Raw genomic sequence first — 25311 nt, 5'->3', positions numbered from 1 at the left:
CTCATTATTTAATGATTATTTTCGTTATTCGATTATATGTATCTCTTTGTACTTCTATACGTTTAGACGTCTAAATAGAGATTACGCGATATTGAGTGAGAGTCAACTCCTAAATCAAATTTTAAATTGATGTTTTTTCAGGCGTAATAAGAGAAAAATTCATGATGGGGAAATGCGGAGCCGAGTGACTCCGCATGCAGTACAACATTATTCAGTAAAACACTATTCAGTAAAACAGAAGTGCTCGACCATTTGGCTGATTAGCTGGCGTGTTGGTTCAATAAAGCTCATGTCGATGAACTCATCAGGCTGGTGGGCTTGTTCAATAGAACCTGGCCCCAGTACCAGTGTTGGACAAAGTTCTTGGATAAATGGCGCCTCCGTACAGTAGTTTACGGTCTCCGCTTTTTTACCTAATAGCTGTTCAATGACAGCCACCATTTTATGATCTGTTGGGCATTCATAGCCGGGGATCGGTGGGTGCATCTCTTCAATCGCCAAGCGACCCGGCCATTTTGCACGAACGGGTTCGAGAGTTTCATTGAGCAATTCGTCCAGATCTTGCAACGTTAAACCTGGTAGTGGGCGAATATCCATATGCAATTCACAGCAACCACAAATTCGGTTCGCTGCATCACCACCATGAATATGACCGAAGTTCATGGTTGGATAAGGGATCACAAACGCGGGGTTGTTATAGCGCTTTTTCAATGTATTTCTTAAGGTCATTAAGTGAGAGATAGATTCATGCATTAATTCAATGGCATTAACGCCTCTATCTGGATCACTGGAATGTCCAGATTGACCTGTAATGCGAATGGCATTGGAAAGATGCCCTTTATGTGCGCGAATAGGCTGTAATGAAGTCGGTTCACCAATGATGGCGAAATCAGGGCGTAATTCGGTGCTGGCGGCAAAAAAGCGAGCGCCAGCCATCGAGGTTTCTTCATCTGCCGTGGCGAGAATATGCAAAGGACGTTTTAAGGTGCTGAGGTCAACATCACGTAATGCATCAATAATAAAGGCAAAAAAGCCTTTCATATCTGCGGTGCCTAGCCCATATAGCTTGCCATTATGCTCGGTGAGCTTGAACGGATCTTTACTCCAGCGACCGTCATCAAATGGGACGGTGTCCGTATGACCACATAGCATCAATCCTCCGTTGCCCTCACCAACCGAGGCTAACAGGTTATATTTATCTCGGGTATCAGGGACCGGTTGAATATTCACAGTAAAGCCTAAGGTTTCTAACCATCCACCTAATAGCTCCACTAGCGCTCGGTTACTCTGATCGAGTTGTGAATCGGTCGCACTAATCGACGGAGTGGCGATTAATTGACGATAAATCTCAATAAATGCAGGTAATTTAATATTCACTGTTGACAGCCTTTATCCATAATAGTATCAATATTCATGCACTTTATTTGAATAAAAATACACATTAAACTGTTTGGGTCACGAGCACAAGGTAGAAAACACATGTTGAACACACTCATTGTCGGGGCTAGTGGTTATACTGGAGCTGAATTAGCCGCTTATTTACAACGTCATCCCGATATTCATCTTTCTGGGCTGATGGTTTCCGCACAAAGTGTGGATGCGGGTAAATGCTTTTCTGATTTACATCCCCAGTATAAAGGCATTATCGACCTTCCGGTTCAGCCGCTTACCGATGTGGCTGAGGCAGCAAAAGGGGTCGATGTTGTTTTCCTCGCGACCGCTCATGAAGTGAGTCATGACATTGCGCCCCAGTTTCTTGAAGCAGGTTGCGTAGTGTTTGACCTTTCGGGTGCTTATCGTGTTCAAGATGCGGCGTTTTATCCGCAATACTACGGCTTCGAACATACAAATACCCAATGGTTAATGCAAGCAGTTTACGGTTTGGCGGAATGGCAAGCCGATAAAATTCGTCAAGCTCAACTGATTGCGGTGCCTGGGTGTTATCCAACAGTTTCTCAACTTTCATTAAAGCCGCTGATTGAAGCAGATTTACTCGATGAAAACATGTGGCCAGTGATTAATGCGACCAGTGGAGTTTCAGGGGCAGGGCGTAAAGCTTCCATGACGAACAGCTTTTGCGAAGTGAGCTTACAGCCTTACGGTATTTTCACCCACCGTCATCAACCTGAAATCGCGACGCATCTAGGTAGAGACGTGATTTTCACGCCACATTTAGGCAATTTTGCACGGGGCATACTGGCGACCATCACTTGCAAAGTGAAAGCCGGCGTTACAGCGGAGCAAATTAGCCAAACATTTAAAGATGCGTATCACAATAAACCGTTAGTCCGTTTATATGACAAAGGAGTTCCTGCACTGAAATCGGTGGTTGGCACGCCATTTTGTGATATCGGCTTTGTATTGAAAGGTGAGCACCTGATTTTAGTGGGTACAGAAGATAACCTATTAAAAGGTGCCGCAGCGCAAGCCGTTCAGTGCATGAATATTCGGTTTGGTTTCAATGAAACGCAGTCATTACTTTAATGCTCTTATGGCAATTTATTAAGGATAAATCCCCATGCAACCTTTAGTTATTAAATTGGGTGGTGTGTTACTCGATAGCGAAGAAGCCCTAGAAAGATTATTTACGGCGATCCAAACCTACCGTCAGGCTCATCAACGTGAGCTGGTAATTGTTCACGGTGGCGGGTGTTTAGTCGATGAATTAATGCAAAAACTGCAATTACCCGTCGTGAAAAAGCAAGGACTGCGCGTTACGCCAGCAGATCAAATTGACATTATTACGGGTGCACTAGCTGGCACTGCGAATAAAACTTTGTTGGCATGGGCGATTAAACATCAATTGCAAGCGGTGGGTTTATCCCTTGGGGATGGACACAGCGCCGTGGTTACGCAAATTAATGATGAACTCGGTCATGTGGGTAGCGCGAAAGCGGGTGATGCAAACTTACTGAAACTATTACTGTCTGCGGGATATTTGCCAATCATTAGCTCTATCGGGATCACCGAAGAGGGGCAATTGATGAACGTCAATGCAGACCAAGCCGCTACGGCGATTGCCCAAGCACTGAACGCAGATTTAGTCCTGCTTTCTGATGTGAGCGGTATTTTGGATGGAAAAGGTCAAAAGATTGATGAAATGACGACAGCCAAAGCCCAGAAACTGATTGACCAAGGCATCATCACAGATGGAATGATAGTCAAAGTGAATGCGGCGTTAGAAGCCGCTTCCACATTGCAACGTCCAGTGGATATTGCGAGCTGGCGTCATGCGGAACAATTGCCATCATTATTTAATGGCACTGCGATTGGCACACGAATTCTTGCTTCTTGAGTGATGAGCTGAGCAAGCAAACAGACAAACCATACATTTATTTTAAACACATTTATTTTAAAAGAATTGGGATAGGTAATTTATGAAAAAGGGTATTAAGAAGATTGTATTAGCGTACTCCGGTGGGTTAGACACGTCGGCTATCATTCCATGGTTAAAAGAGAACTACGATGACTGTGAAGTCGTGGCATTCGTTGCTGATGTGGGTCAAGACAGAGAAGACTTAGTCGGTGTTGAGAAAAAAGCCTTACAATCAGGTGCTTCTGAATGCTATGTGGTTGACCTGCGTGAAGAGTTCATTAAGGAATATATCTACCCAGTACTGAAAACGGGTGCATTGTATGAAGGTAGCTATTTACTGGGTACGTCGATGGCGCGTCCAATTATCGCTAAAGCGCAAGTGGAAATCGCACTGAAAGTTGGCGCTGATGCCCTTGCGCACGGTGCAACCGGTAAAGGTAATGACCAAGTGCGTTTCGAAAGCACTTACACCGCATTAGCACCACAACTGAAAGTGGTTGCGCCATGGCGTGAGTGGGATTTACGTTCCCGTGAAGCCCTGCTGGATTACCTGAAAGAACGTAATATTCCAACCACAGCTAGCTTAGAAAAAATCTACAGCCGTGATGAAAACGCATGGCATATCTCTACCGAAGGCGGCGTATTGGAAAGCACATGGAATGCAGCTAACCAAGATTGCTGGGTATGGACCGTTGACCCGAAAGATGCACCGGATGAAGCTGAGTTGGTCACTGTTGGCGTGAAACACGGCGAAGTGGTCTCTGTAAACGGTAACGCCTTGTCTCCATTAGGCTGTTTAGAAACATTAAATACGCTGGGTGCAAAACATGGTGTCGGCCGTATCGATATCGTGGAAAACCGTTTAGTGGGTATGAAATCTCGTGGTTGCTATGAAACCCCAGGGGGCACCATCATGATGGCAGCGCTGCGTGGTGTTGAGCAATTAGTGTTAGACCGCGATAGCTATAAATGGCGTGAACAGTTAGGTCTGGAAATGTCTTATGTGGTGTATGACGGTCGCTGGTTTGCGCCACTGCGTCATTCTCTGCAAGCGGCGGCAGAATCCCTGGCTCAGGATGTGACCGGTGAAGTGGTTCTGAAACTGTATAAAGGGCAAGTGACGGCTATTCAGAAGAAAGCGGATAAGAGCCTGTACTCTGAAGAGTTTGCAACATTTGGTGAAGATGACGTTTACGATCACAGCCATGCTGGTGGGTTTATCCGCCTCTATTCTCTCTCTTCACGTATTCGTGCACTGAAAGAACAGAATAAAGCAAAATAGTTTTATCGGCAGGACCCCGACAGCCTAACTTGGTTGTCGGGTAGACACTAATTTTATCAATCAAGTAGGGACTCGTTATGGCACTTTGGGGTGGACGTTTTAGTCAGCAGGCAGATCAACGGTTTAAACAGTTCAATGATTCACTGCGTTTTGATTATCGCTTAGCTGAGCAGGATATTCTTGGCTCTGTGGCATGGTCAAAAGCATTGGTCACGGTGGGCGTGCTGTCTGATAGCGAGCAAAAATCTCTCGAGCAAGCACTCAATGCGCTATTGGCAGAAGTGCAAGCCGACCCTGAGATTATCTTGCAAAGCGACGCCGAAGATATCCATAGCTGGGTAGAAGGTAAACTGATTGATAAAGTCGGTGATTTAGGGAAGAAACTGCACACAGGTCGTAGCCGTAATGACCAAGTCGCGACGGACTTAAAACTGTGGTGTAAAGACCAAGTGGCGCTGTTATTAGACGCTGTGACTGAGTTACAAAAAGCATTGATCATCACCGCTGAAAATAACCAAGATGCCGTGATGCCGGGCTATACCCACTTACAACGTGCCCAGCCTGTGACATTCGCTCATTGGTGTTTAGCGTATAGTGAAATGCTGTCCCGTGATGAAAGCCGTTTGCAAGATACTTTAAAGCGTTTGGATGTCAGCCCATTAGGGTGTGGGGCGTTGGCGGGTACAGCCTATGATATTGACCGTGAGCAATTGGCATCATGGTTAGGTTTTTCATCCGCAACGCGTAACAGTTTAGATACCGTGTCTGATAGAGACCATGTATTAGAGCTGTTATCCGACGCAAGCATCGGTATGGTGCACTTATCTCGCTTTGCTGAAGATCTGATTTTCTTCAACAGTGGCGAAGCAGGGTTTGTGGAGCTATCTGATAAAGTCACTTCAGGCTCGTCACTGATGCCGCAAAAGAAAAATCCTGATGCATTGGAGTTAATTCGTGGTAAATGTGGTCGTGTTCAAGGGGCATTGACCGGCATGATGATGACCCTGAAAGGGTTGCCGCTTGCTTACAACAAAGATATGCAAGAAGACAAAGAAGGGTTATTCGATGCCCTCGATACGTGGTTAGATTGTATGCATATGGCGGTACTCGTTCTGGATGGTATCCAAATTCGTCGTCCTCGTTGTGAAGATGCAGCAAAGCAAGGCTATGCAAATGCGACCGAGTTGGCGGATTATTTAGTCGCGAAAGGCGTTCCGTTCCGTGAAGCTCACCATATTGTGGGTGAAGCCGTTGTGGCAGCGATAGCGCAAGGTAAAGCATTAGAAGAGATGGCATTAAGTGATTTGCAAAAATTCAGTGCAACTATCCAACTGGATGTGTATGAGATTTTATCTCTACAGTCTTGTCTTGATAAGCGACTAGCAAAAGGTGGGGTATCTCAAAAGCAGGTGGCAAAAGCCATTGCGGATGCGAAAACACGCTTGAAGATGTAAATAAAGATATGTAGAAAAAAATGGGGGGTAGCATGGCTACCCCAATTTCCATAACGTTTAATCTTAACTATATTTAATTGTTAACATTCCCATCTGCTTGTCTTCATTCAGCCAATCATAAGAATAGACACTTCGACCGCCATTCAGAACCTTCCAACCTGAAGTTTTTACTAATTTATTAAGGTCAATGCTATTAGCAACCATATCGTCATTGTCGTTTAGACAATTTAAAGTGACATTATTATTATTTACTTCATTCAAGCAAGACGCATAGACAATTGAGCCTGTAAATTGGATGGTACCGTTGTGCTCGCTGCTTTCTGCATAGGCATTAATGGTGCTAAAAGCAGGGACCAGTAGTAATGCTATGGCTGCGCGAGAGAAGGTTTTTTTAGCGGTTGATGTCAAATTTTTCATAATAGTATCCCCTAACTGATTTGTGTTTAATCAATTTGTTTAAGTGTATTAATTTAATAAATTCGGTATTGCGTAAGATATATATTGGCTACTTTTCTTTTTTCAATTACCTCGTGCTACTTGATGGAACATATAATAATTCAAATAACTCTTTTAAGGTGTAAATATTGAAAATCAAATGTATGGAAATTTTAAAATTAAATTAAACAATATGGGACAAGTTAAATATAGTATAAGTAAAAATGCATACCAATAAAAAACCACTTAAGAACCAATTTATTTATTTTTATGATATAAAAATCCTTTTTATCAGATATTGCCAAACTAAAGTTTTGATTAGTGGGCTTTGAATGCCCTCATTTATTGGGTGATTGATAATATATATTAAAATTTATGCTGATCACTTTAATATATTCTTTTATATGTATTTACAAACTTTAATTAAATATGAAAGAGAATATAACAAAATGTTTCATTACTATGGTATGAATACTTAGTAAAGGGATACCCTTAGTCTTGCTATTACCTTATTTTCGGGTATTAAGTCCAATTAACTTGTTTTTGAGCGATTTGTTATTATCATTTTCTTAGAAGACTTTTGATAATCATTCTATATAGAAATATAAGAGATATTATCTAGCTGGCTAAGTATCAATATTCCGTACCTTCATGATAAGCAATATGTGTTTTACATTTGATATCATCTGTATTGAACATTCTTTAGTTGTAAAGTGAATTAATGTCTTTTGTAGCGGAATCCAGTGCTTATCACGTTTTTCTTCTTACCTTAATTAACTTATCTAAACGTTTAAAAGGTGTCTGGCTACGAGTTAAGCTGCTAATTTTTAGGTTGGCGTTTATTTGTTTTGCGTTTGATTGCAGTAATTATTTGCCTAAATGATTCGAAATTCAATGTCCGAAGTATTAGTAAATATTACTGAAAAAACAATGTATTAGTAACATTTATTATCATATCTAAAAGCAATAATGTAATTTACCTTGATTGACGTTAATCTCGGTTTAATCTATTGGAACTGAGTGCTATTTTCTGTATCTATTCCATCTTTGTACTCATTTTATGTTGCTGTTAAATTTAGGTTAATTAATCATTAAATTTAACATGATAAAATTTGTTGATTTAATGTGAACAGTATTACTCGTAATAAGAGTAATGATATTTGATACTTCTGCTTGATACTAATTTTTTCAATTAAATTATATAAATATATTTACTTTCTTACTTTTACAATTTGTTTCATCTTTATATAAGATGAATCCTAAAAAAATAAGAGGGCACTTTTTTAATTTTATTGATAGATGAAATATTATCTATTCTTTATAATGATTGGTATTATCTATATAGTCAGGCATAACGAGAGGAAAAAGGCGGATGAATATTCGTGATCTGGAGTACCTAGTTGCACTTGCTGAGCACAAGCACTTTAGACGTGCCGCGGATTCTTGCCATGTAAGTCAGCCTACGCTGAGCGGTCAAATCCGTAAACTTGAAGAAGAGCTCGGCGTGATGCTATTAGAAAGAACCAGCCGAAAAGTGCTTTTTACTCAACAAGGTTTATTGCTCGTTGAGCAGGCAAGAACGATCCTAAGAGAAATAAAAGTTCTGCAAGAAATGGCAGCTTTACAAGGTGAAAGTATGTCAGGGCCTTTACATATAGGACTGATCCCAACAATTGCACCTTATTTGCTTCCGCACATTATTCCTGAATTACATGGTGCGCACCCTAAATTAGAAATTTACTTACACGAAGCACAGACTCAGCAATTATTGGCTCAGCTAGATAGCGGTAAGTTGGATTGCGCCATTCTGGCAGAAGTCAAAGAAACCGAACCATTTATTGTGGTGCCATTATTTGAAGAGCCAATGAAACTCGCGATTTATGAAAATCACCCATGGCATGACCGTGACACGGTTGAAATGGGAGAATTAGCGGGTGAGAAATTATTGATGTTGGAAGATGGTCACTGTTTACGTGATCAAGCGATGGGATTCTGTTTCCAAGCAGGAGCAAAAGAAGATACTCATTTCAGAGCGACGAGCTTAGAAACGTTGAGAAATATGGTGGCTGCGGGTAGCGGAATTACATTGCTGCCAGATTTGGCTGTACCTCATGAGGCTTGCCGTGATGGAGTTTGTTACTTGAACTGTATTGAGCCTGAGCCCAAACGCCGCATTGTATTAGTTTATCGTCCGGGTTCTCCATTGCGTGGACGCTATGAGCAGCTTGCTGAGACAATTTACAGCTCGATGGATAAGTACTACAGAAATAAAAAGTAAGGTTTCAGATTAAATGCAGTAAAAATTGAGCTGCTAGTAATAAAGAAGCGTAATAAAGAAGCGTAGTAAATAAGCTATAAAAACAAAAAAGTGATTGTGGGAATGAACCTACAATCACTTATTCTAGAGCCAATCATTCAGCGTAAAGCGTAGAGATGCACTAAAACAGTCGATTTAAACCATTTAATGCTGCAACTCGGAACGCTTCTGCCATGGTTGGATAGTTAAATGTGGTATTAATAAAGTATTCGATGGTATTCCCTTCACCTTTTTGTTCCATAATCGCTTGGCCGATATGAATAATTTCAGCCGCTCTCTCACCGAAACAGTGAATACCTAAAATTTGAAGTGTCTCTCTATGGAAGAGGATCTTCAAACTACCTACATTCATGCCCGCGATCTGCGCTCGTGCTAAATGTTTAAACTGAGCACGACCAACTTCATAAGGGACTTTCATTGCAGTCAATTCTTGTTCTGTTTTACCCACAGAACTAATTTCTGGAATGGTATAAATGCCCGTCGGAATATTTTCAACTAAATGGGCATTACCTAAGCCAGAGGTAATAGCGCGAGCCGCAATTCGCCCTTGGTCATAAGCAGCTGAAGCTAGGCTTGGATAGCCAATCACATCACCAACAGCATAGATATGTTCATTACTGGTGCGATAAGCATGGTCAACTTTGACTAAGCCACGACCATCCGCTTCGATTCCCACATTCGCCAGACCAATATTATCTGTATTACCAGTACGGCCGTTTGCGAACAGTAAGCAATCTGCTTTCACTTTCTTGCCTGATTTAAGATGAACAATAACGCCATCATCTAAACCTTCAATCTTTTCATACTCTTCGTTGTGACGAATAACCACGCCACTGTTCCAGAAATGATAAGACAACGCATCAGACATCTCTTGATCAAGGAATGCCAATAAGTGATCGCGGGTATTGATCAAATCGACTTTGACCCCTAATCCACGAAATATGGAAGCGTACTCACAACCAATTACGCCCGCACCATAAATAATCACATGGCGAGGTTCGTGGGAAAGGTTGAGAATGGTATCGCTGTTATAAATTCGGGAGTGGGTAAAATCAACATCAGGTGGGCAATAAGGTCGTGAGCCAGTCGCAATGATAATTTTATCTGCGCTAAGAACATCACAACTTCCATCTGCATAGCGCACGCTAACATGCTGATCATCAACAAAAGTTGCTTCACCTGAAAACATTTGGCAACCATTGCGTTCATAAAACCCTTCACGCATGCGAGTTTGCTGACTTATAACAGTTTCTGCATGAGTAAGAATTTCAGAAAAAGAGGAGCGTAAACTGCGGGAGTTATCGCTATATAGAGGGTTTTGATTAAATTCGATAATTCGGCTAACAGCATGACGAAGGGCTTTAGAGGGAATCGTACCCCAGTGGGTACAGCCGCCGCCGACACTGTTATAACGTTCTATAACAGCAACGTTTTTTCCTTGTTTAACCAGCCCCATAGCGGCACCTTCACCACCAGGACCGGAACCAATGACAATTGCATCAAAATGGGTATGTTGTTGCATGAGGTAAGCCTGTTTTAATTCTAAGGACGTTGTGATAGTAACATTCGTTTGCCATCTTGTCTCAATTCGAAATCCTAAAGACAAATTAAATATAGAAAGTAGATAAAAATAAAGAGGCGCAAAGTATATAGAAAGTTTATAGAAAAAAAGTCGATAAAAGACACAACCTAGCAAAATGAAGCTGGGAGAAATTCTGAAAATGGCAAAATTGATGGGAGAGTCATCTTTTCATTAAACTAGATTAATAATTTTCAGGTATGCTTAACGGATGGGCGTACTCAAAAGTGATATTTTGATCTATTCGCGGCGTTTTAATTGTAGAAAACTAGGAAAATCGTGAGCAACACTATTGGCGTTAGAGCAAAACAAAAAGAAAAAACTCGTCGTTCGCTCGTGGAAGCGGCATTTAGCCAATTAAGTGCAGAACGTAGTTTTACTAGTCTTAGCTTACGGGAGGTCGCTCGTGAAGCGGGCATCGCTCCAACTTCGTTTTACCGTCACTTCAAAGATGTTGATGAGCTTGGGTTAACCATGGTTGATGAAAGTGGTTTGATGCTACGCCAACTCATGAGACAAGCGCGTCAGCGTATCGCAAAAGGCGGGAGTGTGATCCGCACATCAGTCTCCACTTTTATGGAGTTTATTGGTAATAACCCTAACGCGTTTAGGTTATTATTACGTGAGCGCTCAGGAACTTCTGCTGAGTTTCGTGCTGCGGTCGCACGAGAAATCCAACATTTTATTGCAGAATTAGCGGATTATCTTGAATTAGAAAATCGTACACCGCGTTATTTCACTGAGATGCAAGCCGAAGCCATGGTCACTATCGTGTTTAGTGCGGGTGCTGAAGCGCTTGATATTGATGAAGAAAAACGTCGACGCCTCGAAGAGCGGTTAGTGTTACAGCTACGAATGATAGCCAAAGGTGCTTATTACTGGTACCGCCGCGAGCAAGAAAAACAAAATGATACAGACCCTGACTTAACCAAAGAATAAAGGAGAGACAATGACGGAACACAAGAATTATGAGAGAAGCACATTACTGCTGTCTTTAGTAATTGGCTTATCGACTCATGGATCGTTCTCTACCCTGTTTAATTCCCTTGTGGAATTTTCTATCTTCCCAATCGTCACATTAATTTTGGCTGTTTACTGTTTACACCAGCGTTATTTAAATCAAGCCATGCCAATGGGATTACCCAAATTTGTCGCCGGCTGCTTTTTCTTAGGTATGTTTGGCTACGCTGCAATTTTACGCGTCCAACATCCTGACGTCGGTTCTAACTTTATCCCAGCTACGGTGATTGTTATTATTGCGTTGTGGATGTACAGCAGTTGGAAATCGCATAAAAAAGAGCTGCACGAGCAAGCTCTAGAAAGCGAAACTGAACATTAATATTCGTTGAATATTAAAGAGATATAAAAACGCCGCTCTATAATAAAATAGTGCGGCGTTTTTTTATGGATAATTTACAGATAATAATTAGCGTCGAGTGAGTAACACACCACTTTCCATATGATGGGTGTATGGGAATTGGTCAAATAAAGCCAGTTTTTCGACTTTATGGGTCTTGGTGAGTTCCACTAAATTATCGCACAGCGTTTCAGGGTTACAGGAGATATACAGAATATGGTCATATTCTTGTACCAGCTGAACAGTTTTGTCATCTAAGCCGCTGCGTGGTGGGTCGACAAAAATAGTATTGCACTGATAATCCGTTAAATTAATCCCTTCTAAGCGATTAAATTCACGAACGCCATTCATGGCTTGGGTAAAGTCTTCTGCAGACATTCGGATAATCTGCACATTATTTATTTTGTTAGCTTCTATATTGTATTGCGCCGCATGCACTGAAGGCTTAGCAATTTCAGTTGCTAAAACACGATTGAAGTTTTGAGCCAGCGCCAGTGAAAAATTGCCATTACCACAATACAGCTCTAATAAATCGCCAGTTGAATGCTGAGTCGCATCAATCGCCCACTCTAACATTTTAATATTCACCTGTGCGTTTGGCTGTGTGAAGCTATTCTCCACCTGGCGATAAATCATGTTTTTCCCTTTTACAGGTAAAACTTCATCAACATAATCGTGGTCGAGCATAATTTTAGTTTTAGAGGCGCGGCCAATAATTTGAACATCAAAGCCTTTTGCCGTTAAATCGGCTTTTAATTGTTTTGCTTGTTCCGTCCATTCATCACCTAATTTCTTATGATAAAGCAGAGAAACGATCAGCTTATTGCTCAGCGTTGATAAGTAATCTATCTGGAATAATTTATGGCGCAGTAATTCAGTACGTTTTAATAAAGGCAGAAGTTCAGCCATCATATCGTTAATTAGTTGACTAGCAACTGGAAATGACTCAATTCGAATGCGTTCTTTGGTCTCTTTATCAAACATAATGTGAAATAGGTCGTCCCCTTCGTGCCAAATTCTAAATTCTGCACGCATCCGATAATGGGAAGTTGGAGATGAATAAATTTCAGGTTCAGGCGCAGCATAAGGGGCCATCAAACTCTTCAGACGGTCAACTTTCTCTGCAAGTTGCAGTTCGTAATCTTCGGTGTGCAAGGTGTTTTGCATCATATGGCCCCATAAAGCAGTCAAAATTCACATCAGGGGCGAAATTGTAGGGCAAGCAGCGAAGATGTCCAGTTTTCATTATCGATTCATGGACACTGACAACTATTCAACTTAGGATAATAGTTCGTGGTTTTAGGGAATTTGGTGAGAGTCCAGAACTGACGCGCAACGGTAATTAAGGTATCCCCGTCATTCTTCAAGCTACATGGGTGTTGGCATCGCTCAGCTACCCTAGTCACATACTTCAGTATGCTCCTAGGAATATCTTTGCTTGCCGCCTACATGCAGCTTGAATTATTTAGGGGATATAACAGGTCGAATTTTCATTTTATATATCGCTTCATATATAGAAACCCAACTTGTCACTTTATAAGTCCGATACCTGCCACGCTTCCAATCGCTTTGTTGAATATTTGCGCGAATCTGTATTCAACCTCGCGGAATGTTAATTTAATTGATTTTCCGAGTGTAAACATAATGAATAATAACAAGTCGCTACCACTATCGGTGGCAGCTCTGGCAGTGTTGTGCGGTATTTCCTCTTTGGCAAGTGCAAACTCAAACTCGTCTGATGAAATGGTAGTGTCTGCTAACCGTTTCGAGCAACCTATCTCTTCTATATTAGTGCCAGTCACTGTCGTAACCCGTGAAGATATTGACCATTGGCAGTCAAATACCGTGATTGATGTATTAAGACGCCTGCCGGGTGTGGATATTTCACAGAGTGGTGGGAGAGGCCAATTAAGTACGCTTTTTGTCAGAGGTACAAACTCAGGACATGTTCTTGTACTTGTTGATGGAATTAGATTGAATCAGGCGGGGGTAAGTGGTTCATCCGATATGAGCCAAATTCCATTATCTATGGTTCAACGTATTGAGTACATTCGAGGTGCACGTTCAGCGGTTTATGGCTCTGATGCTATTGGTGGCGTCATCAATATTATCACGGGTAGATCTAAGCCCGGAACGACATTAGATGCAACCCTTGGTAGCTATGGATATCAAAACTATACAGGCTCCACTCAACAGCAGATTGGGGAAAAAACAAAAGTAACCGCATCAGCTTCATATAACTACACATGGGGATTCGATGTTGAGGCTCGAGGAAACACTGGCGGTACACCTCAACCTGATCGTGATGGGTTTATGAATAAAACATTATGGTTGGGGCTTGAACATCAATTTAGCGATGAGTTCAGTGGGTTTGCCAGAGCTTATGGCTATGATAACAGAACAAAATATGATGCAGAACCAAGTTGGGATTATGCTGGTGTAATCGCAGATACACGCGAATTATCAAGTAGAAATTATGATGTAGGCGTTAAATTTACGAAAGGTATTTATTCTTCCCAACTAATTTCCAGTTATAGCCATTTAAAAGATTATGATTTTGACCCAAGAAAAGGGCGCTATGATAAATCCTCATTACTAAAGGACTCAGAACAATATAACTTACAATGGGGAAATACCTTTAAGTTAGATAACGGTGGAATCAGTGCGGGTATTGATTGGAATCGACAATCGATTCAACCGAATCATAATTTTATCGCTAAAAAACGTAGTGTTGATGATACTGGGTTGTACATAACAGGACAAAATCAATTTAACCAAGTCACTGTTGAAGGCGCTGTTCGCAGTGATTATCACTCTAAATATGGCTGGCACTCTACATGGCAAACAGGTGCGGGATGGGAGTTCATTGAAGGTTATAGACTGATTGGTTCATACGCAACTGCATATAAAGCACCAACATTAGATCAACTGTACGGTCGTTGGGGGCCAAATGAAAATTTAAACCCAGAAGAAAGTTCACAGTGGGAGGGTGGGATTGAAGGTCTTAGTGGACCTCTCGATTGGAGTTTGACTGCCTATAGGAATGATATAGATAATATGATCGATTTTAGTCCTAAAGGGCAATATAGCAATATAAAGAAAGCAAGAATCAAAGGTGTTGAGTGGGTGGGGGACATGGATACATGGATTTTCCATCATCAGCTTACCTTACAATATATTGACCCTAGGAATAAAGAGACCAATCAGATCCTGAATCGCCGTGCCAAACAGCAAGTTAAGTATCAGTTAGATTGGAATATGGCTACTGTAGATATGGGGCTAACTTATCAATATATAGGGCAGCGTTACGATATCAATGAAAGTTATCAACGCACAAAAGTTGGCGGCGTTAGCCTTTGGGATATCACGGCTGCATATCCAATCACTTCACATCTCACAATTCGTGGTAAAATAGCTAATATGTTCGATAAAGACTATGAGACCGCGTATGGTTATCGCACCGCTGGAAGAGAATATTTCCTCACAGGAAGCTACAACTTCTAATAACGACCTATCTGTTCGCCCGACCATTCTGGTATTTGACTCCGGAGTGGGCGGGTTATCTGTCTATCGTGAAGTTAAAAAACTGATCCCGAATGCACACTATATATATGCATTCGATAATGAAGCCTTCCCTTATGGGGAAAAAAGCGAAGAGTTCATTATTGATAGGGTTTATCAAATCGTTAATGCTATTGCGAAAAAACACCCACTCACCATTGCCGTCATTGCGTGTAACACTGCAAGTACGGTGAGCTTGCCTAATTTAAGAACGAACTTTACTTTCCCTATTGTCGGCGTCGTTCCGGCGATTAAGCCCGCAACCAAACTGACGCGTAATGGTGTTGTTGGTTTGCTGGCAACTCGGGGGACGGTAAATCGTGAATACACAAAAGAGCTGATTGAACGCTTTGCAACAGACTGTAAAGTGATCTCTTTAGGTTCCGCGGAACTCGTACAACTAGCAGAAAGAAAGTTACATGGTGAAATACTGCCGCTGGATGAGGTGGCTCAAGCCGTAAAACCGTGGATCAAAATGAAAGAAGCGCCAGATACAGTGATTCTTGGCTGCACCCATTTCCCTCTTATAGTAGAAGAGTTAGAAAAAGTGCTACCGAGCGGAACTCGATTTATTGATTCTGGCGCCGCGATTGCCAGAAGAACCGTTTGGCTCATCAATAATCAGGCTGAAGTTACAGATTCAAATGAAGAAGACTTTGCTTACTGCTTATTAATGAATGAGAGTTTACAAGAATTAAGGCCTGTTCTTGAGGCTGAAGGCTTCAAATCGCTGAAAAAACTGGCAATTTAAGCCAAATTAGCTGAAAAGCTGAGCGAACGGAAAAAAACATCAAAAAAAGGGTTGCCAGATTTTTCTGACTCCCTATAATGCGCATCCACTGACCGGGAACAAGCCAACGCAAAGCGCGATGGACACTGAAACGGCAGCGAGAGAATCTGAAAAGATTAAGTAAAAAAATACTTGACTCTCACTGAGGAAAGCGTAATATACGCCACCTCGCGACAACGACCTAAGTTGATAAAAACTGAGTCGAATTTCCAAAAGAAATGTCGCACCGCTCTTTAACAATTTATCAGACAATCTGTGTGGGCACTCACAGGACACTATCAAAAAAATATTTGATTTTAAGTCTTGAAGAGTGACTAACACGTTAATTCATATATATGAACTAATAGGTAATTTGGTTTCTTCGGAAATCAAACGACAGTAAACATTCTTTGAGCATCAAGCTTTTTAATTGAAGAGTTTGATCATGGCTCAGATTGAACGCTGGCGGCAGGCCTAACACATGCAAGTCGAGCGGTAACAGGAGAAGCTTGCTTCTCGCTGACGAGCGGCGGACGGGTGAGTAATGTATGGGGATCTGCCCGATAGAGGGGGATAACTACTGGAAACGGTAGCTAATACCGCATAATCTCTTAGGAGCAAAGCAGGGGAACTTCGGTCCTTGCGCTATCGGATGAACCCATATGGGATTAGCTAGTTGGTGAGGTAATGGCTCACCAAGGCGACGATCCCTAGCTGGTCTGAGAGGATGATCAGCCACACTGGGACTGAGACACGGCCCAGACTCCTACGGGAGGCAGCAGTGGGGAATATTGCACAATGGGCGCAAGCCTGATGCAGCCATGCCGCGTGTATGAAGAAGGCCTTAGGGTTGTAAAGTACTTTCAGTTGGGAGGAAGGCGTTGATGCTAATATCATCAACGATTGACGTTACCAACAGAAGAAGCACCGGCTAACTCCGTGCCAGCAGCCGCGGTAATACGGAGGGTGCAAGCGTTAATCGGAATTACTGGGCGTAAAGCGCACGCAGGCGGTTGATTAAGTTAGATGTGAAATCCCCGGGCTTAACCTGGGAATGGCATCTAAGACTGGTCAGCTAGAGTCTTGTAGAGGGGGGTAGAATTCCATGTGTAGCGGTGAAATGCGTAGAGATGTGGAGGAATACCGGTGGCGAAGGCGGCCCCCTGGACAAAGACTGACGCTCAGGTGCGAAAGCGTGGGGAGCAAACAGGATTAGATACCCTGGTAGTCCACGCTGTAAACGATGTCGATTTGGAGGTTGTTCCCTTGAGGAGTGGCTTCCGGAGCTAACGCGTTAAATCGACCGCCTGGGGAGTACGGCCGCAAGGTTAAAACTCAAATGAATTGACGGGGGCCCGCACAAGCGGTGGAGCATGTGGTTTAATTCGATGCAACGCGAAGAACCTTACCTACTCTTGACATCCAGAGAATTTAGCAGAGATGCTTTAGTGCCTTCGGGAACTCTGAGACAGGTGCTGCATGGCTGTCGTCAGCTCGTGTTGTGAAATGTTGGGTTAAGTCCCGCAACGAGCGCAACCCTTATCCTTTGTTGCCAGCACGTGATGGTGGGAACTCAAAGGAGACTGCCGGTGATAAACCGGAGGAAGGTGGGGATGACGTCAAGTCATCATGGCCCTTACGAGTAGGGCTACACACGTGCTACAATGGCGTATACAAAGAGAAGCGACCTCGCGAGAGCAAGCGGAACTCATAAAGTACGTCGTAGTCCGGATTGGAGTCTGCAACTCGACTCCATGAAGTCGGAATCGCTAGTAATCGTAGATCAGAATGCTACGGTGAATACGTTCCCGGGCCTTGTACACACCGCCCGTCACACCATGGGAGTGGGTTGCAAAAGAAGTAGGTAGCTTAACCTTCGGGAGGGCGCTTACCACTTTGTGATTCATGACTGGGGTGAAGTCGTAACAAGGTAACCGTAGGGGAACCTGCGGTTGGATCACCTCCTTACCATTGAAGTGTACTTGTGAAGTGCTCACACAGATTGTCTGATAGAAAGTAGAGCAAAAAGCGCGTCTGCGAAGCTGACTGTAGTGTCCCCTTCGTCTAGAGGCCTAGGACACCGCCCTTTCACGGCGGTAACAGGGGTTCGAATCCCCTAGGGGACGCCAATTGCGCGGAGAATGAGTGAAAGACGTTCCCCACAAATAATGATTAAGCCAATTACGTTGTAGTTGGTTTAACAATTATGCTCTTTAACAATCTGGAACAAGCTGAAAATTGAAAACAACGCACATTGTTTATCGCTTAAACAATGTGAGAGTCTCTCAAAAATCTCAACTTGAAAGTGTTCAATTGGCCGTCGGGTCAGTTGATAAAAGACACCTTCGGGTTGTGAGGTTAAGCGACTAAGCGTACACGGTGGATGCCTAGGCAATCAGAGGCGATGAAGGACGTGCTAATCTGCGATAAGCGTCGGTAAGGTGATATGAACCGTTACAACCGACGATTTCCGAATGGGGAAACCCAGTGCAATTCGTTGCACTATCGTTTGATGAATACATAGTCAAACGAGGCGAACCGAGGGAACTGAAACATCTCAGTACCTCGAGGAAAAGAAATCAACCGAGATTCCCCTAGTAGCGGCGAGCGAACGGGGAGCAGCCCAGAGTCTTAATCAGCATTAGCATCAGGAGAACGGTCTGGAAAGGCCGGCAGTAAAGGGTGATAGCCCCGTATCCGAAGGTGTTAGTGTTGTGAACTCGACGAGTAGGGCGGGACACGTGTTATCCTGTCTGAATATGGGGGGACCATCCTCCAAGGCTAAATACTCCTGATTGACCGATAGTGAACCAGTACCGTGAGGGAAAGGCGAAAAGAACCCCGGCGAGGGGAGTGAAATAGAACCTGAAACCGTGTACGTACAAGCAGTGGGAGCCCCACCACCAAAGCATTTTCTGGTGTTGAGGATAACTTTGAAGTGGCATTCAACACGCGTTGACGGAGCGCTTTTTGCGACGTCCAACACACAAAACAAGCAGTGAATGTGCTTTGGGGTGGGGTGACTGCGTACCTTTTGTATAATGGGTCAGCGACTTATATTCTGTAGCAAGGTTAACCGTATAGGGGAGCCGTAGGGAAACCGAGTCTTAACTGGGCGAATAAGTTGCAGGGTATAGACCCGAAACCCGGTGATCTAGCCATGGGCAGGTTGAAGGTTGGGTAACACTAACTGGAGGACCGAACCGACTAATGTTGAAAAATTAGCGGATGACTTGTGGCTGGGGGTGAAAGGCCAATCAAACCGGGAGATAGCTGGTTCTCCCCGAAAGCTATTTAGGTAGCGCCTCGTGAACTCATCTTCGGGGGTAGAGCACTGTTTCGACTAGGGGGTCATCCCGACTTACCAACTCGATGCAAACTACGAATACCGAAGAATGTTATCACGGGAGACACACGGCGGGTGCTAACGTTCGTCGTGAAGAGGGAAACAACCCAGACCGCCAGCTAAGGTCCCAAAGTCATAGTTAAGTGGGAAACGAAGTGGGAAGGCTCAGACAGCCAGGATGTTGGCTTAGAAGCAGCCATCATTTAAAGAAAGCGTAATAGCTCACTGGTCGAGTCGGCCTGCGCGGAAGATGTAACGGGGCTAAACTATGCACCGAAGCTGCGGCAGCGATATGTAAATATTGTTGGGTAGGGGAGCGTTCTGTAAGCCTGTGAAGGTGTGCTGTGAGGCATGCTGGAGGTATCAGAAGTGCGAATGCTGACATAAGTAACGATAATGCGGGTGAAAAACCCGCACGCCGGAAGACCAAGGGTTCCTGTCCAACGTTAATCGGGGCAGGGTGAGTCGACCCCTAAGGCGAGGCAGAAATGCGTAGTCGATGGGAAACGGGTTAATATTCCCGTACTGGTGATAATTGCGATGGGGGGACGGAGAAGGTTAGGCTGGCCGGGCGACGGTTGTCCCGGTTTAAGGATGTAGGCAGGTGAATTAGGCAAATCCGGTTCACTATATGCTGAGGTCTGATGACGAGTCACTACGGTGGCGAAGTAGCTTATACCCCGCTTCCAGGAAAAGCCTCTAAGCTCTAGATTATCATTAATCGTACCCCAAACCGACACAGGTGGTCAGGTAGAGAATACTCAGGCGCTTGAGAGAACTCGGGTGAAGGAACTAGGCAAAATGGTGCCGTAACTTCGGGAGAAGGCACGCTGGCATTAGGTGAAGTGGTTTACCCATGGAGCTGAAGCCAGTCGCAGATACCAGCTGGCTGCAACTGTTTATTAAAAACACAGCACTGTGCAAACACGAAAGTGGACGTATACGGTGTGACGCCTGCCCGGTGCTGGAAGGTTAATTGATGGGGTTATCCGTAAGGAGAAGCTCTTGATCGAAGCCCCAGTAAACGGCGGCCGTAACTATAACGGTCCTAAGGTAGCGAAATTCCTTGTCGGGTAAGTTCCGACCTGCACGAATGGCGTAATGATGGCCAGGCTGTCTCCACCCGAGACTCAGTGAAATTGAACTCGCTGTGAAGATGCAGTGTACCCGCGGCAAGACGGAAAGACCCCGTGAACCTTTACTATAGCTTGACACTGAACATTGAGCCTTGATGTGTAGGATAGGTGGGAGGCTTTGAAGCGTGGACGCCAGTCTGCGTGGAGCCAACCTTGAAATACCACCCTTTAATGTTTGATGTTCTAACGTTGCCCCATTATCTGGGGTGCGGACAGTGTCTGGTGGGTAGTTTGACTGGGGCGGTCTCCTCCCAAAGAGTAACGGAGGAGCACGAAGGTTGGCTAAGCATGGTCGGACATCATGCGGTTAGTGCAAAGGCATAAGCCAGCTTGACTGCGAGAGTGACGGCTCGAGCAGGTACGAAAGTAGGTCTTAGTGATCCGGTGGTTCTGTATGGAAGGGCCATCGCTCAACGGATAAAAGGTACTCCGGGGATAACAGGCTGATACCGCCCAAGAGTTCATATCGACGGCGGTGTTTGGCACCTCGATGTCGGCTCATCACATCCTGGGGCTGAAGTAGGTCCCAAGGGTACGGCTGTTCGCCGTTTAAAGTGGTACGCGAGCTGGGTTTAGAACGTCGTGAGACAGTTCGGTCCCTATCTGCCGTGGGCGTTGGAAGATTGAAAGGGGCTGCTCCTAGTACGAGAGGACCGGAGTGGACGCACCACTGGTGTTCGGGTTGTCATGCCAATGGCATTGCCCGGTAGCTAAGTGCGGAAGAGATAACCGCTGAAAGCATCTAAGCGGGAAACTTGCCTTGAGATGAGTCTTCCCTGACCCTTTAAGGGTCCTAAAGGAACGTTTAAGACTAAGACGTTGATAGGTTGGGTGTGTAAGCGTAGCGATACGTTGAGCTAACCAATACTAATGAACCGTGAGGCTTAACCTGACAACACCGAAGGTGTTTTAGAGAGATTGAGTTGATTCAATAAAGTGGAAGCCACAAGGTAGACACACAGCTTGTTCAGGATTGATATTCTGGTTTAAGAAAAGACTTAAACGGGAATAAACAGAATTTGTCTGGCGGCAATAGCGCGGTGGTCCCACCTGACCCCATGCCGAACTCAGTAGTGAAACGCCGTAGCGCCGATGGTAGTGTGGGGTCTCCCCATGTGAGAGTAGGACACTGCCAGACATTAAATTTTAAGGTTGTGTCAGTACTGACTGACAGTACCATATTGCTGATATGGCTCAGTTGGTAGAGCACACCCTTGGTAAGGGTGAGGTCCCCAGTTCGAATCTGGGTATCAGCACCATGAATACTAAAATAATTTAAAAGAATTTACCTAGCGGCAATAGCGCGGTGGTCCCACCTGACCCCATGCCGAACTCAGTAGTGAAACGCCGTAGCGCCGATGGTAGTGTGGGGTCTCCCCATGTGAGAGTAGGGAACTGCTAGGTTTTAAATATAAGAAGCCACCCAATGGGTGGCTTCTTGCTATCTATCGATTTGTATTTTTCAATGCTCTTCTCAATTTCTTACTTATCATATTATTTCTGCCTACATGCTATCCACTGCTAGGTCTGGCTGATAGACTTATAAAATCTTAGATCTTATTTGAAAATGAAGGATGCAATGAACCTGACCGCCGAACTCAAATCACTTAATAGCTTCGGTATTGATGCTAAAGCTATTAAGGTGGACATTGTACAAAGTGTTGATGTGCTGTATCAACAGTGGACAACAGCAAAAAATGACAATCTTCCAGTGCTGCTATTAGGCGGGGGAAGTAATGTGTTATTTATTGAAGACTTTGACGGTGTGGTCATTGTAAACAGAATTAAAGGTATCGAAATTACTGAGTCTGCAGATGCTTGGCATGTACACGCATGTGCAGGAGAAAACTGGCATCAATTACTTGAAACATTGCTTCATAAAGAAATATATGGCGCAGAGAATTTAGCGCTGATCCCTGGGTGCGTAGGCTCTGCACCGATACAAAATATCGGAGCTTATGGGGTAGAGCTAAAAGACGTTTGTGAGTATGTGGATATCCTCTGCTTAGATACAGGTAGAATCACTCGGATCCCTGCAGAAGAATGCGGTTTTGGATATCGAGATAGTATCTTTAAACATGAATATCAGAACTCACATGCGATTATCAGCGTTGGATTGATTTTCGCTAAGGAATGGTCGCCAAAGCTCGCATATGGTGATTTAGTGAAGCTCGACCCTCATACTGTAACGCCTTCAGATGTGTTTGAGACTGTATGTGCGACTCGCAGAAGTAAATTACCCGATCCCGCAGTTACAGGTAATGCTGGTAGTTTCTTTAAAAATCCAGTCGTTTCTGCTGAGTTTGCGGAGAGAATTAAAGCTAGTTACCCTAATTGTCCCCAATACGCTCAGGCAGATGGAAACGTGAAATTAGCTGCAGGTTGGTTGATTGACCAATGCGGCTTAAAAGGCTACGAACTAGGCGGTGCTGCAGTTCATACACAGCAAGCTTTAGTATTGATCAATAAAGAAAATGCGACAGGAAAAGATATTGTGGAGTTAGCTAAGCATGTCAGCCACACTGTTGCACAGCATTTCGATATATTTTTGGAGCCTGAAGTTCGTTTTATAGGACGAAATGGTGAAGTCAATGCGGTGGACTGCATACAATGAAAGAGATGAGTATTCCATTACAGGTTATCGATATTTTGGCGGATGGGCAGATTCATTCAGGGGAACAACTGGGTGAGCACTTAGGAATGACAAGAGCTGCAATTAACAAACATATTAAAACATTGCGCTCATGGGGTCTTGATATTCAAACGGTGACTAGCAAAGGGTATCAGCTTCCTTCGCAAATTAACCTATTGAGTAAAGAACGTATTGAGCAATATGTTATAGATTCTAATGTCATAATTGAGCCGGTTATCGATTCAACTAATCAATATATGTTGGATCGAATTCCTTATCTGCAATCTGGGGATACTTGCTTAGCTGAATACCAAAGTGCGGGAAGAGGGCGTCGTGGACGCCAATGGATTTCACCATTCGGATGTAATCTTTACCTTTCAACATATTGGAAGTTAGAACAAGGTCCTGCCGCTGCGATTGGTTTGAGCTTAGTTGTTGGTATTGTGATTGCTGAAACTTTAAATAAATTATGTGGAAATAAAGTCAAAGTTAAATGGCCTAATGACCTCTACATGAACGATAAGAAGCTTGCTGGAATTCTGGTTGAACTAACTGGTAAAACTGGTGACGCAGCGCATATTATTATTGGTGTTGGTATTAATATTGGTATGAGTAAAAATATCATTAAGAAAGAGGAAACAATTAACCAAGCTTGGTCTGCATTAATTGATGAAATTGAAAATATCGAGAGAAATGAATTAGCTGGTACTATTATTAATTCCTTAAAAGAATCATTACGTATCTTTGAGAAACAAGGATTGAAACCCTTTTTGTCTCGATGGATTGAATTAGATAACTTTTTAAATCGTAATGTTAAATTATTGATTGGTAATGATATTATTGTTGGTGTTGAAAGGGGGATAAATGAGCAGGGTGCTCTGTTATTACAAAAAGAAAATGGAGAAATTATCCCTTATATTGGTGGTGAAATATCATTAAGATCGAATGAGAATTAATTAAATTGGCCGGATAACACCGGCCTTATCAATTATTTTCTTAAGCGTACATTCCTAATAGAATGATTTTCACCTTTGGTCATAATTAAACTTGCCCGTTCTTTAGTTGGCAAAATATTCTCTTCAAGATTTAAACCATTAATCTCATCCCAAATAGAACTCGCGACATTGATAGCTTCTTCTTCACTGAGCTTAGAATAATTATGGAAATATGAATCGGGATCAGAAAACGCACCTTGTCTAAATTTCAAAAAGCGTCCGATATACCATTGCTTCAGCAATTGAGGATCGGCATCAACATAAATGGAAAAATCAACAAAATCAGAAACAAAGACATGGTGAGGATCTTGAGGGTAGTCCATATCACTTTGAAGAACGTTTAACCCTTCTAATATTAAAATATCAGGTTGGTCGATGACTTGTGTCTGATCAGGGACAATATCGTAGGTTAAATGCGAATAAACAGGGGCAGCAACATTGCGCGCTCCTGACTTGATTTGAGATACAAAGTTCACCAACTTTCGCATATCGTAAGACTGAGGAAAGCCTTTTTTCTTCATTATATCTTTGTCGCGTAAGACTTGGTTTGGATATAAGAAGCCATCGGTAGTAATCAAATCAACTTTTCTATGTTCTGGCCAACGGGTCAATAGCGCTTGTAGCAAACGAGCCGTAGTACTCTTCCCTACAGCAACACTGCCAGCAATACCAATGATATATGGCACTTTTGCACCATTCGTTCCTAAAAACTGCTCTAACACCGCCTGGCGGCGCAAATTGGAACTTATATAGAAGTTCAGTAGACGAGATAGAGGAAGATAAATTTCGATGACATCATCCATAGAGAGCTCTTCATTAATACCTTTAAGTTCAAGAAGCTCACTTGATGATAATGTCAGAGGTACAGAATCACGTAAAGTGGCCCAATGCTCTCTATCGAACTCTAAATATGGTGTCGTCATAAAATTTTCTTTTTGTTTCATAAACCAACATCTGCCTATTGTGTGCAGGTTGGACAGGCTGCAAAAGCATCTGTATCCATAAAATTTGGTAGCATCATAGCGAGTGAAGAGAGGTAGGCGTAGGTTTTTTTGTGTTTTATGTGAATTTTTTTTGACGTATGCAAAAAAAAACAGGATTTTTGCTGAAAAACTAAACGATCAAAATAGTG

General features: G+C 43.1%; 16 protein-coding genes, 2 tRNA genes and 4 rRNA genes. 17 read left to right on the top strand and 5 right to left on the bottom strand.

Annotated features, from left to right (window positions below):
- Window positions 1–222: 222 nt before the first annotated feature.
- Window positions 223–1377 carry an acetylornithine deacetylase gene (gene argE / locus LDO51_RS05560; RefSeq protein WP_225576636.1) on the bottom strand — a complete coding sequence of 385 codons (1155 nt, stop codon included), beginning with the start codon at window positions 1375–1377 and terminating at the stop codon, window positions 223–225.
- Window positions 1378–1479: 102 nt separating this feature from the next.
- Between argE and argC the strand changes: the two genes are divergently transcribed.
- The 4 genes from argC (at window position 1480) to argH (ending at window position 6052) form a co-directional block, all read left to right on the top strand.
- On the top strand, window positions 1480–2484 hold the full coding sequence (argC, locus tag LDO51_RS05555; RefSeq protein WP_225576634.1) for an N-acetyl-gamma-glutamyl-phosphate reductase: 1005 nt from the start codon (window positions 1480–1482) through the stop codon (window positions 2482–2484).
- A gap of 34 nt (window positions 2485–2518) precedes the next feature.
- Complete coding sequence (gene argB, locus LDO51_RS05550) at window positions 2519–3295, top strand: acetylglutamate kinase (RefSeq protein WP_154628118.1); 777 nt, start codon at window positions 2519–2521, stop codon at window positions 3293–3295.
- Between the two features lie 82 nt (window positions 3296–3377).
- A complete protein-coding gene (locus LDO51_RS05545) occupies window positions 3378–4598 on the top strand; it encodes an argininosuccinate synthase (protein WP_225576633.1) in 1221 nt (406 codons plus the stop codon).
- Window positions 4599–4675: 77 nt separating this feature from the next.
- On the top strand, window positions 4676–6052 hold the full coding sequence (argH, locus tag LDO51_RS05540; protein ID WP_225576632.1) for an argininosuccinate lyase: 1377 nt from the start codon (window positions 4676–4678) through the stop codon (window positions 6050–6052).
- Window positions 6053–6115: 63 nt separating this feature from the next.
- Here argH and LDO51_RS05535 read toward each other — a convergent pair whose 3' ends face one another.
- Entirely contained in the window at window positions 6116–6469 is a 354-nt protein-coding gene (locus LDO51_RS05535) for a hypothetical protein (RefSeq protein WP_225576631.1), read from the bottom strand.
- Between the two features lie 1390 nt (window positions 6470–7859).
- Here LDO51_RS05535 and oxyR point away from each other — a divergent pair.
- Window positions 7860–8765 (top strand): DNA-binding transcriptional regulator OxyR, encoded by a 906-nt coding sequence (gene oxyR, locus LDO51_RS05530; protein WP_225576630.1) that lies wholly within the window; start codon window positions 7860–7862, stop codon window positions 8763–8765.
- A 160-nt stretch (window positions 8766–8925) separates the two neighbouring features.
- Here oxyR and sthA read toward each other — a convergent pair whose 3' ends face one another.
- A complete protein-coding gene (gene sthA, locus LDO51_RS05525) occupies window positions 8926–10326 on the bottom strand; it encodes a Si-specific NAD(P)(+) transhydrogenase (RefSeq protein WP_225576629.1) in 1401 nt (466 codons plus the stop codon).
- 336 nt (window positions 10327–10662) lie between these two features.
- Here sthA and fabR point away from each other — a divergent pair, with 336 nt between their 5' ends.
- Both fabR and LDO51_RS05515 read left to right on the top strand, forming a co-directional pair.
- A complete protein-coding gene (fabR, locus tag LDO51_RS05520) occupies window positions 10663–11322 on the top strand; it encodes an HTH-type transcriptional repressor FabR (RefSeq protein ID WP_036950902.1) in 660 nt (219 codons plus the stop codon).
- 10 nt (window positions 11323–11332) lie between these two features.
- Window positions 11333–11722: a YijD family membrane protein gene (locus LDO51_RS05515; RefSeq protein ID WP_225576627.1), complete on the top strand. Its 390-nt coding sequence runs from the start codon at window positions 11333–11335 to the stop codon at window positions 11720–11722.
- Between the two features lie 87 nt (window positions 11723–11809).
- Here the strand turns inward: LDO51_RS05515 and trmA are convergent, their stop codons facing one another.
- Window positions 11810–12907 (bottom strand): tRNA (uridine(54)-C5)-methyltransferase TrmA, encoded by a 1098-nt coding sequence (gene trmA, locus LDO51_RS05510; protein WP_225577226.1) that lies wholly within the window; start codon window positions 12905–12907, stop codon window positions 11810–11812.
- Window positions 12908–13384: 477 nt separating this feature from the next.
- Between trmA and btuB the strand changes: the two genes are divergently transcribed.
- From btuB to birA, 10 genes are all read left to right on the top strand, one after another.
- Window positions 13385–15244: a TonB-dependent vitamin B12 receptor BtuB gene (gene btuB / locus LDO51_RS05505; RefSeq protein ID WP_225576626.1), complete on the top strand. Its 1860-nt coding sequence runs from the start codon at window positions 13385–13387 to the stop codon at window positions 15242–15244.
- A complete protein-coding gene (murI, locus tag LDO51_RS05500) occupies window positions 15189–16052 on the top strand; it encodes a glutamate racemase (RefSeq protein WP_225577225.1) in 864 nt (287 codons plus the stop codon). The genes btuB and murI overlap by 56 nt, the downstream gene beginning before the upstream one ends.
- A 445-nt stretch (window positions 16053–16497) precedes the next feature.
- Window positions 16498–18038 (top strand): 16S ribosomal RNA (locus tag LDO51_RS05495).
- Between the two features lie 85 nt (window positions 18039–18123).
- A tRNA-Glu gene (locus LDO51_RS05490) sits at window positions 18124–18199 on the top strand.
- A 227-nt stretch (window positions 18200–18426) separates the two neighbouring features.
- Window positions 18427–21444 (top strand): 23S ribosomal RNA (locus LDO51_RS05485).
- Between the two features lie 130 nt (window positions 21445–21574).
- Window positions 21575–21690: ribosomal RNA gene (gene rrf / locus LDO51_RS05480) — 5S ribosomal RNA — on the top strand.
- A gap of 45 nt (window positions 21691–21735) precedes the next feature.
- Window positions 21736–21811: transfer RNA gene (locus LDO51_RS05475), tRNA-Thr, on the top strand.
- A gap of 29 nt (window positions 21812–21840) precedes the next feature.
- Window positions 21841–21956, top strand: a 5S ribosomal RNA gene (gene rrf / locus LDO51_RS05470).
- The 16S, 23S and 5S rRNA genes sit together here with 2 tRNA genes alongside, the layout of an rRNA operon.
- Window positions 21957–22131: 175 nt before the next feature.
- Window positions 22132–23166 (top strand): UDP-N-acetylmuramate dehydrogenase, encoded by a 1035-nt coding sequence (gene murB / locus LDO51_RS05465; protein WP_225576625.1) that lies wholly within the window; start codon window positions 22132–22134, stop codon window positions 23164–23166.
- Entirely contained in the window at window positions 23163–24140 is a 978-nt protein-coding gene (gene birA / locus LDO51_RS05460; RefSeq protein ID WP_225576624.1) for a bifunctional biotin--[acetyl-CoA-carboxylase] ligase/biotin operon repressor BirA, read from the top strand. The genes murB and birA overlap by 4 nt, the downstream gene beginning before the upstream one ends.
- Before the next feature lie 32 nt (window positions 24141–24172).
- Here the strand turns inward: birA and coaA are convergent, their stop codons facing one another.
- Window positions 24173–25123 (bottom strand): type I pantothenate kinase, encoded by a 951-nt coding sequence (gene coaA, locus LDO51_RS05455; protein WP_036950939.1) that lies wholly within the window; start codon window positions 25121–25123, stop codon window positions 24173–24175.
- Window positions 25124–25311: the final 188 nt, after the last annotated feature.

The sequence above is a fragment of the Providencia alcalifaciens genome, from assembly GCF_020271745.1.
GTDB lineage: Bacteria > Pseudomonadota > Gammaproteobacteria > Enterobacterales > Enterobacteriaceae > Providencia > Providencia alcalifaciens_B.
This window is presented reverse-complemented; position numbering and strand designations above follow the sequence as displayed.